The following is a 12,377-nucleotide window of genomic DNA, read 5'->3' on the forward strand; positions in this document are numbered from 1 at the left end:
CACACTGTTTTGATTCTAGGCAGGTTTGCTCCCCAGGTGGCCTCTCCTGCTTGGCCTAAGGGATCCAGGCCAGGGCGCTGCTGCCCAGCGCCAGGCGGCGGTGGCTGTTGGGGAGCGGCAGTCCATCTTGCAAGTCCACCAGCCACACTTGCCCGCTGCGGATCGCTTGCCCAGTGCGGCTGAGGGGGGCCCAGGGATCCGGAATCTCCTCTTGCAAGGGCTGCAAAAGCGTGTAGGCCAACAGGCGTCCGTCCGGAGAAAGGCTGAAGTCCAGCTCAAAGGGGTAGTCGGCCCGCGCCACCTCTATGGTCTTGCCCGCCCTCCCGCTGCCGAACACCACTGCCAGCAAGCGGGGGGACTCGGTGTAGGCCAGAGATTCCAACGCGCCCTCACCAACAAACTCGGCCTCGCTGACCAAGCCGTAAAAGACGGGTGCGCCGGGAGAAAAGGCTCCCTTGGTTACGGATCCCTCGGTTACCCAAATCTCCTCGCTGGTGCCGGTATTGCTGACGATAAAGAGGCTGCGGGTGTAGTCGGGATTGAAGCGCAGCAAAGCCCCGAAAGCCCCGTCGGGACGGATGGCCAAGGTTTGGCCGAACTGGGCCAAAAAGCTCTCCGCTGCCGCCCGCGGGTGCAGGGGCACAATCCCCACCCCTTGCCCCTGGGAGATGAGCAAGCTGCTCTCATCAGGGCTGATGAAAAAGTCTCCCCCCAAAGCCGTGTCCAGCTCCAGACGCTCAAAGGGATCCTGTCTCCTTTTCTGGACCCACAGCTCCGTCTGGACAGGGGCGAGGGGATCCCGTTGCAGGGGGATCCGCTCCGCTACCACCAGCTCCCCCGTCGGCGAGACCTGGAAGCGCAGGTTTTGGTAGCCCTGGTGATCCAGCAGCAACTGGGAAGACTGATCCTCCAGATCCAGGCGGTACAGATCCTGGTGTTGTAGGCTGGTGGTGGTGGCAAAGTAGTAGACAAAGCGGCCATCGGCGCTGGGCTGCATTTGAGTGACCTTCAGCCCGGCTGGCGTCAGCAACGTGGTGGATCCCGTCTCCAGGTTAAAGAGGAACAGCCGCCCCCGTTGGTCTGCTTCCGTGCCGATCCCCAACAACTGCCGATCCGGCGTGCGAAACTCCCCCTCAAAAGGTCGCACCATGGGCTGGCCCCGCTCATCCACGGCGGCCTTTAGGCGCAGCCGGTAGGTCTGGCCGTAGGGGGCCGGCTCTGTCAGGGTCCAAAAAAAGCGGCGGCCCAGCTTGTGCATCCGGCCCGGCAGAGGCGGCTGGATCTCCAGGTTGGCCGCAACGCTGTCCGCATCCATAGGGCGGTTGAAGGTCAGCACCATCTGCAGTTCCTGGGATCCCACCCGCTGCTGTTGCCAGTTGAAATCCCGCACATAGGGGGCCGTATGGTTGCCCAGCAAAAATAAGATCACCCCAATCGCCAAGTTGCAGAGGGTGATCCCGGCTACCCAGCGATCCAAGGGCTGGGTCAGCCCTCGCTGCAGAGCTGCATAGAAACGACGTGCCGGCCAGGCAGGCATCCGGGTCGTACAGTTCTCGACATCTCAAACCAGATTAAGGCACCTTTCAGGCGCTTGGGGCCACTGCCCTCACCCCCGCCCCCTCTCCCAGAGGGAGACTGCCCTCACCCCCAGCCCCTCTCCCAGAGGGAGAGGGGAGCTGGGCTGGAGCGGGAACGGGTAAACGGCTCTACTGCAGCATGACAAAGAGAAAGTCTTCCAACGCCGTCAGGAAGGTCAACACCTCGTCGGTTGCCTGTTCTTTCGTCAGGGATCCCAGCTCGACGACCCGTTGAATCAGCTCTGCCACCGGAGTCGGCCCCTGCAGCAGCGGAGCCAGCCATCTCACCTTCTCGGCAGGGATGCTGATCCGCCCGTGGGTGGCCCCTGTCCACTGCATTTCGTAGGGGCGGTTCTCTTGCAGGGCCTTGTTGTACTCCTGGTGGAAGCGGGTATTGTCCATCAGCAGGGGGTTAAACTGCACGGATCCCGTCAGCCAATCCGCATCCGTCCAAGGCAGCACCAGGGAAGAGCCGGCGTGCTCGGCCCAAAAGTCGATGAGGCGATGGGCAGGCCGGATCAGCTCGTAGAGGTGCAGCCGCTCCATAACGCTGAGGGTTTCCAGCCGTTGCCGCACAAACTCCGGCACTTGCTTAAAGAGAGACTCCACCGACCAGTCGGGCATATCCACCAGGCTTAAAAAGCCCAACCCTGCCTGCTGCAACATGCCAAACACCTCGGGGATCGTAAATCCCTTGTCGTTGGCAAGCAGATAGTTGTTCAGGATGGCGGCGTCTTCGGTATAGTTGGCCGGGTTCCACAGCACTGCCTTGGCCACCTCTTCCTGCAGGGATCCCATGAATTCCCGCACGTTCTTGGCGCCTACTGCTGGCGGGACGTCGAATTGCCCCACCTTTTGCAAAGCTTCCTGCAGGCGGAGAAACACCTGGCGTTGGCGGCGGCTGTGGAGATTGGCGCGAATAATGCCCTCGGGCTTGAGAACCTTTTTCATCGCCCGCAAGCCCTCAGTGGGATCCGCCAACAAATACAGAACGTCGTTCAGGCTGATGAAATCGAACTGGATCCCCAGGCGATCCAGCTCCAGCACGTTGAGGACGTAGCACTGGACATCGGTGAAGCCGTGGCGGCGCAGGCGTTCCTCGGTGAGCTTGACGGAAGCCGGCGACAGATCACAAGCCACAATCTGGGCGCCCGGATTGGCCTCCGCCATCATCAGCGTCTCCCAGCCGGAGCCACAGCCGGCGTTAAGCATCACCTTGCCCTCTGACGGGACGAGCATGTGGGTGCGCAGGTACTGGGCGGTGGTATAGCTCATCTTGAACATCTCCCCCAAGGCATTGCGGGCCGACTGGGAGAGGGGCACATTGGGGTAGGGCAGGGCCTCGTAGAGGCTGAGGGCCCGGTCTGCAGCCGAGAGAGCAGATCTGGTCATCGGCAGGGGAAAAGTGCAAGGGAGATCGAGAGAAGCAAGGCCATCGCTATGATTGAGTCTAGCCGCTGGTCGCGGCGGCGCTGCCGAGCAATAGAGATCTGCTGAGAACTGGCCATGACTGCTGCTGCTTTGCCCCGTCGCCGCTCCCGTTTCTCCCTGACAGGCACCCTGGCCGCCGTGGGCGGGGCGCTGCTGTGCGGGATCCTGGTGGTACGGCTGCAGGTGCCGATGCTGGAGCGAATCAATCTAGAGGCCCTGGAAAATGCCGAGGCCCGCAAAAACCGCAACATTGCCCTGGCCACCACCCTGGGCTGGCTGGGCTACCGCAACCTGGGCGCCTCCTGGCTGTGGCTGGAGCTGATCCAGTACTACGGCGACGCCCCTGCTCGCGCCCAAACCGGCTACGGCCTTGCCTACGAGTACTTCGACCACATGCTGCGGCTGGATCCCAATTTCTTCTTAGGCTACCGCCTCTCCAGCTTGGTGTTGGCCTATCGGGCTGGCCAGCCGGAAAAAGCCGTCGAGATTTTGGATCGCGGCCTGCAGCAGTTTAACCCCCAAAACAACCCCGATGCCTGGCGGCTCTACGTGGATCGCGCCCTGATCAACTTCATGTTTTTGGGGGATGCGGAAGCGGGCCGCCGCGACTACTACCAAGCCGCCGCCTGGCGGGAACAGGTGGGCTTGCCCGGTGACGATTTTCGCCAACTGGGGGACAACATCGCCCGCAGCCCCCTCAGCCGCCGCTCCCGCTTCGATGTCTGGCTAAGCGTGTTTAACGCCACCAGCGACCGGGATACCCGCCAGTTTGTTCTGGAACAACTGACCCAATTGGGGACGGTGCTGCGCACGTTGCCCACGGGCGAGATCGAGATTCTCCCGCCGCCTCTGCCCAGTGGACTTGAGGAAGAGCCCTACCGCTTGCGCCTGTGATTCCAATCCAGTGACGCACTCCCGACCCTCATCTTCGTTGAGTCAACACAACATGGCTTACAGCACGCTGCGCGAACCGATAGCGTACGGGCTTCACGCTTCCCAGACTTGTTGGTACAGAGGTCTCAGCGTGCTGCCACCGTGCCACCCGCGGCGGGAACCAGTCAGGGAAACTCTTTAAGCTAACTGGACAAAGATTGCCATCTAGGGTTGTGACGTTGCCCCAAGAGGTGAGCTAGACTCTAACCCAAATTCTCATCCTGGGAGCCGACTTTTGCAGAAGGGCAAGCTCCGCGTCGGAGAAGTTGCTTTCTCTGACGCGGGTGAGTTATTGGCTCTGGCGCCTCTTTCCGAGGAAGCAGCAGCCCATTTGCTTCTGCCAGTCTGCGAAGACGCCTCAGGCTTTTGGCGGGTTCCCGCAGCCTCCCCATTTCTTATTATTTCTTAACTTTTGTTGTTCTGCACAATAGGAGTGATCCCCATGGCCTCAAGAACTTCTCTCCTGATGACGGCGGCTGTCCTTTCGGGCACTTGGTTTGTCCTCCCTGCAGCGGCCCAATCTTCCGCGACAGCGCGAGTACGGTCGGTGGTGGATGGGGACACCTTTTGGGCAGACTTGAACGGCAGGCCCACCCGTTTTCGCCTTGCCTATGTGGATGCGCCGGAGCTGACGCAGGGACGCTGGGGGCGGCTCTCACAAGAGGCTTTGCAAAGCCTGCTGCCGCCGGGATCCCTGGTGCAGGTGGATACCCTCTACGTCACGCCGGAAGGGCTGCACATTGCCCAGGTGTACAACTCTGAGGGCTTGGTGAATTTGGAGATGTTGCGCCAGGGGCAGGCGGCGGTTTACGAGCGCTTTTTGTACGGGGCCAACCGGGAGCGCTACCTGGAAGCTCAAGAATTGGCCCAGGCGGCGCGCCGAGGTTTTTGGCAGCAACGCAATCCGGTGATGCCCTGGGAGTTTCGGGAGACAGCCGCGCAAACCTCGGCCTTTGCGGGATCCAACGTTTTGGACGGCTCCTTCCTGCGGGAAAACCCGGCAGCGGCAGCGGGCGTGGGCATTGCCACAGCAGTGGTGATGGTGGGCCTGAGCAAAGTGTTGTGGAAAAAGCCTCGCCAGAAAAACGCGAGCATCCGCCAGATGGAGCGGGATCTGAAACAACTGCGGCGCAGCCTGGCCACAACGCTGGCCAGCTGCAAACAACTGGAACGGCAGTACGATCAACTGCTGCAAAAGGCTGAGGATTGGTTTGTCAGAGCCGAGAAGGCCAGCCAACATGACCAGGACGAACTGGCGCGCCAGGCTTTGGTGCAGCGGAACCAACACATGAGTGCCGCAGAGGCGGTTCGTCGCTCCCTGGACGAGGTTGAGGCCCAGGCGACAGCTATCCGCGAGGGCATTTCCCGCTTGGAAAGCCAGATCGCGATGGCCAAGCTGGAGCGGGAGATGAACAACTGACGTGAGCGCGGCCAAGCCCAACTCCTCCTCTGCTCTGTCCAGCCGGGCTACAGCAAGGTCTGGGGCAGGCTTTGCAGAACCGTGTGGACGATTGCCGCCGAATTGAGCGCCGCCGTCTGAAAGAAGCTCAAGAAATCGGCGTCGTCTCCTGCATCGCTGACCGAGCGCACCAGCAGACAAGGGATCCCGGCTTCTTGTGCCACCCGCACCACAGCCGCCCCTTCCATCTCCACCACCAGAGCCCCGGTGCGCTCGCGGATTTGGCGGCGCAGGTTGGCGTCGGCCACGAACACATCGCCGGTGGCCACCAAGCCTTGATAAATGATGGGATCCCGACCTTGCAGAGGGTGGAGAGGGATCCGCTCCGGGTGGGCCACGATTAAGTCGTAGAGGGCACTGTCGGCCTCAGCCAGGGGGTGGCGCAGCTCGGGAATAAAGTCGATCCCCAGGACAAAGCCTTCGGGCCGTCCGGTGCCGAAATCGTGCTCGATGGCAGTGTGGGCCAGCACCACATCTCCCATCTGTAGGTGATCGGCCAAGGCCCCGGCCACGCCGGTAAAGATGATGCCCCGCAAAGGGAAGTGGGCCACCAACAGGGCTGCCGTAGTTGCCGCCCGCACCTTGCCCACCCCTCCTTGAACCGCCACCACCGGTTGTCCGGCCAGGGATCCCTGATGGAACTGCCGCCCCAGATGGGTATGGACAGAATGGATCTCCATTGCTTGGGTGAGCATGGCCACTTCTTCCGGCAGGGCTCCCACAATGCCGACAGCCTTTTGGGAGGGGTGGGATGGAGCTTCCATAGGGCTTCCCTCAGGTTTTTTTAGAATCCTTAGGTTTGAGAGGCGGGCGGGATCCGGTGTCCCCACAGGCCCGGCCATTTGGTGACTTTGAGATCTCCCAGCACCTGCACCTGACAGGCCAAGCGCAGCCCGTTGCCGCCCTGGGCCGCCGCAGTGGACGGGAGTTGGTGGGGTGGCAAAGACAGGCGGGCCCGTTCTCGCCAGCCCATGGGGGAAACAGCCCCTTCGATCTGTACGGCACAGGTGCCACAGGTGCCCAGACCGCGGCAGTTGAGGATATGAGCCGGCGGGTTGTAGAGCGGGATCCCGGCTTGCAGCAGCACCTGGCGCAGGTTGGCGCCCGCCTCACAAGTGAGGGTGCGTCCTTGAACGTCAATCTGGGGCATAGGCAACCTTCCTAACCGCGAACAGTCCTATTCTGGCCTGAGCCGGATCCGGCAGCATGGCAGGTAGGTGGGAGGGCTAGGCAGTATAGTTAAGGTGGTTAGACAGGGAGTAGGGGAAAGATCATGGCCTACAGCGAGCCGCTCATTGACCGTTCTCCAGAGGTTTTTCCGGTGTTGGAGGAACCTGTTCGCTATGTTGAGGTCGTCTCGGCGGTGGTTTCCAGCCTCAAGGAAGATGCCGCCTACGAGAACCACGAGCAGGGTCACACCTGGAAATTCACCTACGGCACTGCGGAAGTGTTCGTCCACCTGAGCGGCGAATCCCCCGAAGATACTCTGTTGGTGTGGTCTCCCGTTCTCTCTCTGCCGGTGGCGGAGCCGGCTAAGCTCATGCAGAAGCTGCTGGAGAAAAATTGGAGCGACACGCTGGAAGCCCGTTTTTGCATCTGGAATAACCAAGTAGTCCTCAACCACTACCGCACTCTCGAGGGGATCAGTGCGGGCGAGATCTCGCGGGCCGTCACCATTGTCGCCAGCCTGGCCGATGAATACGACGAGCCGCTGCGAGCAGAGTTTCCCCCCACTTGAGATGGGATCCCAGGGAGCTTGGCTGCCCTATCGCGTGGCTCCTGGCGGCTGGCAGATGGAACAAGATGCCTGGCTTTTGCAGCGGCTGCGCCATGCTCCCAGGCCCTGTTTGCGCTTCTACGGCTGGGATCGGCTCACCCTCTCCCTAGGGCGGCACCAGGCCTGGCCCGATTCAGCGCCAGGGATCCCAGTGGTGCGCCGGCCCACCGGCGGACGGGCGGTGTTGCACCAGGCGGCTGAAGAGGCAGCGGAGCTGACCTACAGCTTGGTGCTGCCCCTTTCTTACCTCCAACGTCGGCTGCCCCGTTTGCAGCGGGCCTGCGTGTACGACTTCTGCTGCCGCTTTTGGGTAGAGGGCCTGGCGGCGCTGGGCATTGCGGTGGATCCACGCGTTTCTGCTCACGACCGACCTGCTGGCCAGAACCGCCTAACCCCAGACCCGGGCTACCACAACAAAGTCAGTTGCTTCGCCGCCCGTACCCGCGCCGATCTGAGCTGGCAGGGCAAAAAGCTGATGGGCAACGCCCAACTGTGGCAACCCTGGGGGATCCTGCAACAGGGATCCCTGCTGTTGCGGCCCAATTTCGAGCTGTGGGAACGATACCTGCCCGGCTCTCAGGTGATTGGCGTGTACGACCTTTGCCCCACAGCGCCGGGGATCCCTGAACTGATCGAACATTTTCTCCAAATGGCCCAAGAGTGCTTTGAGGTGGAATGGCAAGAAGAAACCTGGCCGGATCCGCTTCACTGGGAGGATCCGGCGGGGATAGCTGACCCTGAGTGATAGAGAACGGCAAGATCCACTTCCCCCCTCTCCCTCTGGGAGAGGGGTTAGGGGTGAGGGGGTGTTCGTCTCATTGGTATTCGGGATAACTTTGGAAGTGGTTGCGTTCTTGACACTCCCACCGCCTAAAGGGGGGGATTCTTACGCAGTCCACAAACGAGCTCGTAAAGGCGCTGTCAAGACGCCTCTAGACAGTTCCGTGTTGCAAATGCATCTCCATCCGAAGGGGCTGTGCTAAAACCAAGGCAGCGCTCAGCCAGGTGAGCCATGCCAAAAGTTTGGGCGGCAGTCTTGCTCAGTGTATCGCTGTGGATCCCGCAGCCTGCTTGGGCAATTACCCTCGAACAAGTGCCCAACCCCCGCCGCCAGTATGGAGGATGGGTTTCCGACACCGCCGACATCCTCAGCAGCAGCACTGAAAACGAGCTGAACCGTCTCCTCACCCAGCTTGAGCAGCGCACCAGTGCCGAGATGGCGGTGGTGACGGTACCCAACACTCAGGGATATGCCACGCCGAAAGCGTTCACCACGCAGCTATTTAACTACTGGGGCATTGGCAAGGCCGGTCGCAACAACGGCGTGTTGTTTCTCATCTCGGTAGGGGATCGGCGGGTGGAAATTGAAACCGGCAGGGGTTTGGCCACCATCCTTCCCGACAGCCGCGTTCAGCAGATTATCGACCAGCAGATCCTGCCCAAGTTTCGCAATAGGGATTTCGATGGCGGCACCTTGGCGGGAGTACGGCAGTTAACCTCAGTGTTGCAGGGGCAGCCGGTTGCCGAGGTTCCTTCAGCCGCTTCTCAAGCTTCCACTTCTCTTTCCACTGCAGCCGTTCCTCGAGCGGTTGGAACGGGATCCCTGGCTGCTGCTCAAAGCTCGCTGGAAGGGATCCTGCTGCTGTTGGGGATCATTATCCTAGGGGTGGGGTGGCAGCGCTCCCGCCTGCCGGTCTATCTCAAGGCCGAGCGGGGAGGAGCAAAAGTCCTGTCGCTGACACGCCGAGAGCAGGGGACAATGGCTGTCCTCTCCTCGCTGCAGAGCGACCCCGTTCGCCTGCTTCTCTATTCTGGCTCCCTCTGCCTTGGTCTCTTCCTGATGTCGGCCAGCGGTAACTGGCTGGTACTGGTGCTGCCCTTCCTGGCAGTTGTGACCACCGACGGCATCTTGGGCTCGAAGCGTGGGATCCCGTTTCAGCCGGTGGTGTGTCAAAGCTGCGGTCGGCCCATGCGCCCCATCCAGCCCCAAATTCTCGATGGGCAACTTCCCCCAGCGCATCGCCTGGCCAAAAGCCGGCGCAGAGCCCGCTACTACGGCTGGTTTTGCCCCGCCTGTCAGGGGATGGCCGTGGTCGTGCGCGAAAATAAATCTTATCGCCACCTTTATTGCCCTCAGTGTCAAGCTCTTACCCTTGATCTCCAAACCGAGATTATTAGGAGAAACATCTATCCCTACACCTTCAGACGAGAAACCTTGACTTGCCCTCTCTGCCAATACCGAACGGAGCGAGAAGTTGAAGTCCAAGAGCCTGATGACAGCGATTATGACACCAGAGACCGAGATAGAAACTTCGGGGGCGGCAGCAGCCACGGCGACGGAGCAGGCGGCAGTTGGTGAGACCCAACTCTAGAGATTTCTCTATCGATTGAACAAGGGAGTTGGGCTTCTCTTAAATCCGCCGGGACAGTAGAGTGGTAAGGGAGCAGCGATAGCGATTTGTTAAGGACGAAGATCCCATGACCCTTGCAGAAGGCGTGCAACTGGTTACCTTTGGGGTGCTCTCGGCGATGGCCATCGGCTTTGCCATGGGAGTGGTTTGGGCCCCTAACATCGTCTATTCCGGCTTTCTATTGGGGGGCGTTTTCCTGAGCATGGCCGGGCTGTACCTTCTCTTGAATGCCGATTTTGTGGCTGCCGCCCAAGTGTTGATCTACGTCGGCGCGGTCAATGTGTTGATCCTGTTCGCCATCATGTTGGTGAACCGGCGCTACACCTTTGCTCCTCTGAAACTGGGCTGGCTGCGCAATGGGGTGACGGCGGCGGTGTGTTTGGGGCTGTTTGCCCTCCTGACGGCAATGGCCTTGAATACCCCCTGGCAGTTGGAGCCAATCCAGCCCACGAGCAGTGCTCTGGTGATTGGCGGGCATTTCTTTAGCGATTATCTGTTGCCGTTTGAGCTGGCTTCTGTTTTGCTGCTGATGGCGTTGATCGGGGCCATTGTGCTGGCGCGTCGAGAGTTTGTCATCCCCCAAGCCCAAGAAGGGGATCTCAGCTTGCTGGAGCGGGCTCGGCCCCGGCTGGAATCGGAGTCGGAACGCCCAGCAGAGCTGGTGAGCACCCGTTAAGGCTGTCTGCTCTCGGCCATACAGCTCAAGGTCTTCCTCACACCCCTCTCATCTGTATCCACTGGAGCCTCTTGGGATGTTGCAACTGCAGTTTTTCTTGGTGGTCGCGGCAGTTCTCTTCTGCATCGGCATCTACGGCTTGATCGTCAGTCGCAACGCCATTCGGGTGTTGATGTCGATTGAGCTGATGCTCAACGCGGTGAACCTCAACTTTATGGCCTTCTCCAACTTTGTTGACTCCAGCTTGATTCGCGGCCAGGTGTTTTCGGTGTTCGTCATCACCGTGGCGGCTGCCGAGGCGGCAGTGGGCTTGGCCATTGTGTTGGGGATCTACCGCAACCGGGCCACCATCGACATGGAGAGCTTTAATCTGCTCAGGTGGTAGTTGTTTTCTTGATCGATTACGTTCAGGTGCGGCTGGGCAGCGGCGGGCATTGGATCCCGGGGATCAAGGATTCCAGCAGGCCGCTGCAGGCATCCCAGAGCAGCTCGATCACGTAGTGAAACCCAGCCTCGCCCCCGTAGTAGGGATCCGGAACTTCTTCATCGGTGTGGGAACGACAGTAGCTACAGATTAAGCGCACCTTGTCGGCATATCTTCTCTGGGGATCGAGGCTGAGGATATCGCGATAATTTTGCCGATCCATAGCCAGGATCAGGTCGAACTCCCGCAGATCCAAAGGATGAATTTGCCGGGCTTGGCCGTGCAGCTCCAGTCCATAGCGCTGGGCAACTTGTTGCATGCGGCGATCTGGGGGACTGCCGATGTGATAGGCGGCTGTACCTGCCGAATCGCAGATAATGGCTTCTTCGTGGCCGCTGCTCTGCAGCAAGTAGTTGGTGATCCCTTCGGCAGCAGGAGAACGGCAGATGTTGCCCAGACACACAAACAGCAGCTTTTGGCTCATGGCAATCTCAACGGCAGTAAAAAGCTCTTCTTAACCCTACAACAATGTCCATCTGGTGGTTCTTTAGAATGGGGCCGATCCCACTTTCTACCGGGAGCCGCTGCAGTGTTTGGAATTCCAGGTTCAATCAAACCGACAAGGGATCTCCAGGCACTGCTGCAACAGCTTCAGGTAGTCTTGGCCATCCATGAGAAAGGCGCCAAAACGGGCTAGGTGCGGGTTCATCAACTGAGCGTCGAACAGGCGAAATCCCCGCTCCCGCAGGTGTTCCACCAGCTTCACCAGGGCCACCTTCGAGCCGTTGGGCCTGCGGTAGAACATGGACTCGCCGATGAACGCTGCCCCCAGGGCAATGCCCAGGATCCCGCCTGCTAGGGTGTCTCCCTGCCAGGTTTCAAAGCTATGGGCAAAGCCGGCCCGGCGCAGAGCTGCGTAGATCTGCTTCAGCTCACGGCTGATCCAGGTGTGGGTACGAGCGGCACAGCCTTCTACCACCTGCTCAAAAGCGTCGTTGATCCGCACCTGGAAACGACCGCTGCGCACCAAAGGCCGCAACGAACGGGGGCAGTGGAATCGCTCGTCGAGCGGGATCACGGCGTGCCGGTCGGTGCCGTACCAAGCTAGGGATCCCGTCTCTTCGTCGGCCATCAGGAAGTAGCCTTGGGCGTATCCGGCCAGAATGGCGTCCAGGTTCACTTGTGCCCCCTCAAGATTGCCATTGGGGCGAGAGACTGGCAAAATCTCCCGCATTGACTTTGGGGTGACAATCCACGCAGCCACTGACCCGCACAGGAGTGGGAAACTCCACTTGCAGGTGCAAGGCGCGGAAATAGCGAGAATCGGCCAGGCGGTAGGGCACCTGTTCTCCTTGTCGCAGAGGGCGGGAGTTGGGCCGCAAATAACCCCAGGCCAGTTGCAAAGCCACGCCGCTCAGGGGCTGGATCTGCTGGCCATAGTGGCTGGGATCCTGTAGCAGCCGTCGCCAGGTTTCGGTGGGCAACACTTGGGCGGGCAACGCCACGTGGCAACTGCCACAACTGCGCACATATTGAGCCTGCTCCAGTTGGGCTTGAGTTAGGCCCTGCTGTGCCTGTGCCCCCAGCTTCTGTGCCGATCCCGCCAGCAGGGATCCCACAAACCCGGCCAGGATGGCCACCATGGCCCAGATCCCAAATCGAAGTCGCCGGCGCCGTCTTTGTGAAGGA

The 12,377-nt window shown here is 60.5% G+C and carries 14 protein-coding genes; 7 read left to right on the forward strand and 7 right to left on the reverse strand.

Annotated elements, in window-relative coordinates; all coding sequences use genetic code 11:
• Window positions 1-55 precede the first annotated feature (55 nt).
• Both NW862_RS09795 and NW862_RS09800 read right to left on the reverse strand, forming a co-directional pair.
• Complete coding sequence (locus tag NW862_RS09795; RefSeq protein WP_414427137.1) at window positions 56-1,537, reverse strand: hypothetical protein; 1,482 nt, start codon at window positions 1,535-1,537, stop codon at window positions 56-58.
• 169 nt (window positions 1,538-1,706) lie between these two features.
• The gene (locus NW862_RS09800; RefSeq protein WP_414427138.1) at window positions 1,707-2,969 is read right to left on the reverse strand and encodes a class I SAM-dependent methyltransferase; all 1,263 of its coding nucleotides are present in this window, start codon (window positions 2,967-2,969) and stop codon (window positions 1,707-1,709) included.
• A gap of 114 nt (window positions 2,970-3,083) precedes the next feature.
• On the opposite strand from NW862_RS09800, the gene NW862_RS09805 reads away from it, so the two are divergent.
• A complete protein-coding gene (locus NW862_RS09805; RefSeq protein WP_414335874.1) occupies window positions 3,084-3,902 on the forward strand; it encodes a hypothetical protein in 819 nt (272 codons plus the stop codon).
• 481 nt (window positions 3,903-4,383) lie between these two features.
• The gene (locus tag NW862_RS09810; protein ID WP_414335873.1) at window positions 4,384-5,361 is read left to right on the forward strand and encodes a PspA/IM30 family protein; all 978 of its coding nucleotides are present in this window, start codon (window positions 4,384-4,386) and stop codon (window positions 5,359-5,361) included.
• A gap of 47 nt (window positions 5,362-5,408) precedes the next feature.
• Here NW862_RS09810 and NW862_RS09815 read toward each other — a convergent pair whose 3' ends face one another.
• Together NW862_RS09815 and NW862_RS09820 are read right to left on the reverse strand one after the other, a co-directional pair.
• The gene (locus NW862_RS09815) at window positions 5,409-6,164 is read right to left on the reverse strand and encodes a 5'-methylthioadenosine/adenosylhomocysteine nucleosidase (protein WP_414335872.1); all 756 of its coding nucleotides are present in this window, start codon (window positions 6,162-6,164) and stop codon (window positions 5,409-5,411) included.
• A gap of 29 nt (window positions 6,165-6,193) precedes the next feature.
• Entirely contained in the window at window positions 6,194-6,550 is a 357-nt protein-coding gene (locus NW862_RS09820) for a 2Fe-2S iron-sulfur cluster-binding protein (protein WP_414335870.1), read from the reverse strand.
• A gap of 123 nt (window positions 6,551-6,673) precedes the next feature.
• Here NW862_RS09820 and NW862_RS09825 point away from each other — a divergent pair, with 123 nt between their 5' ends.
• From NW862_RS09825 to nuoK, 5 genes are all read left to right on the forward strand, one after another.
• Window positions 6,674-7,138, forward strand: a complete 465-nt coding sequence (locus NW862_RS09825; protein ID WP_414335869.1) for a YbjN domain-containing protein — start codon at window positions 6,674-6,676, stop codon at window positions 7,136-7,138.
• Window positions 7,095-7,922, forward strand: a complete 828-nt coding sequence (locus tag NW862_RS09830) for a lipoyl protein ligase domain-containing protein (RefSeq protein WP_414335868.1) — start codon at window positions 7,095-7,097, stop codon at window positions 7,920-7,922. The genes NW862_RS09825 and NW862_RS09830 overlap by 44 nt, the downstream gene beginning before the upstream one ends.
• Window positions 7,923-8,189: 267 nt before the next feature.
• Window positions 8,190-9,536, forward strand: a complete 1,347-nt coding sequence (locus NW862_RS09835) for a TPM domain-containing protein (protein WP_414427139.1) — start codon at window positions 8,190-8,192, stop codon at window positions 9,534-9,536.
• Between the two features lie 119 nt (window positions 9,537-9,655).
• Window positions 9,656-10,264: an NADH-quinone oxidoreductase subunit J gene (locus tag NW862_RS09840; protein ID WP_414334861.1), complete on the forward strand. Its 609-nt coding sequence runs from the start codon at window positions 9,656-9,658 to the stop codon at window positions 10,262-10,264.
• Window positions 10,265-10,343: 79 nt separating this feature from the next.
• Window positions 10,344-10,649 carry an NADH-quinone oxidoreductase subunit NuoK gene (gene nuoK / locus NW862_RS09845; protein WP_414334879.1) on the forward strand — a complete coding sequence of 102 codons (306 nt, stop codon included), beginning with the start codon at window positions 10,344-10,346 and terminating at the stop codon, window positions 10,647-10,649.
• A 22-nt stretch (window positions 10,650-10,671) separates the two neighbouring features.
• Here the strand turns inward: nuoK and NW862_RS09850 are convergent, their stop codons facing one another.
• The 3 genes from NW862_RS09850 to NW862_RS09860 form a co-directional block, all read right to left on the reverse strand.
• Entirely contained in the window at window positions 10,672-11,172 is a 501-nt protein-coding gene (locus NW862_RS09850) for a low molecular weight protein-tyrosine-phosphatase (RefSeq protein WP_414334862.1), read from the reverse strand.
• Between the two features lie 123 nt (window positions 11,173-11,295).
• The gene (gene aat / locus NW862_RS09855) at window positions 11,296-11,910 is read right to left on the reverse strand and encodes a leucyl/phenylalanyl-tRNA--protein transferase (protein ID WP_414334863.1); all 615 of its coding nucleotides are present in this window, start codon (window positions 11,908-11,910) and stop codon (window positions 11,296-11,298) included.
• Complete coding sequence (locus NW862_RS09860; protein ID WP_414334864.1) at window positions 11,879-12,331, reverse strand: hypothetical protein; 453 nt, start codon at window positions 12,329-12,331, stop codon at window positions 11,879-11,881. Before NW862_RS09860 ends, aat begins: the two co-directional genes overlap by 32 nt.
• Window positions 12,332-12,377: the final 46 nt, after the last annotated feature.

The sequence above is a fragment of the Synechococcus sp. H55.8 genome (assembly GCF_047462375.1).
Taxonomy (GTDB): domain Bacteria; phylum Cyanobacteriota; class Cyanobacteriia; order Thermostichales; family Thermostichaceae; genus Thermostichus.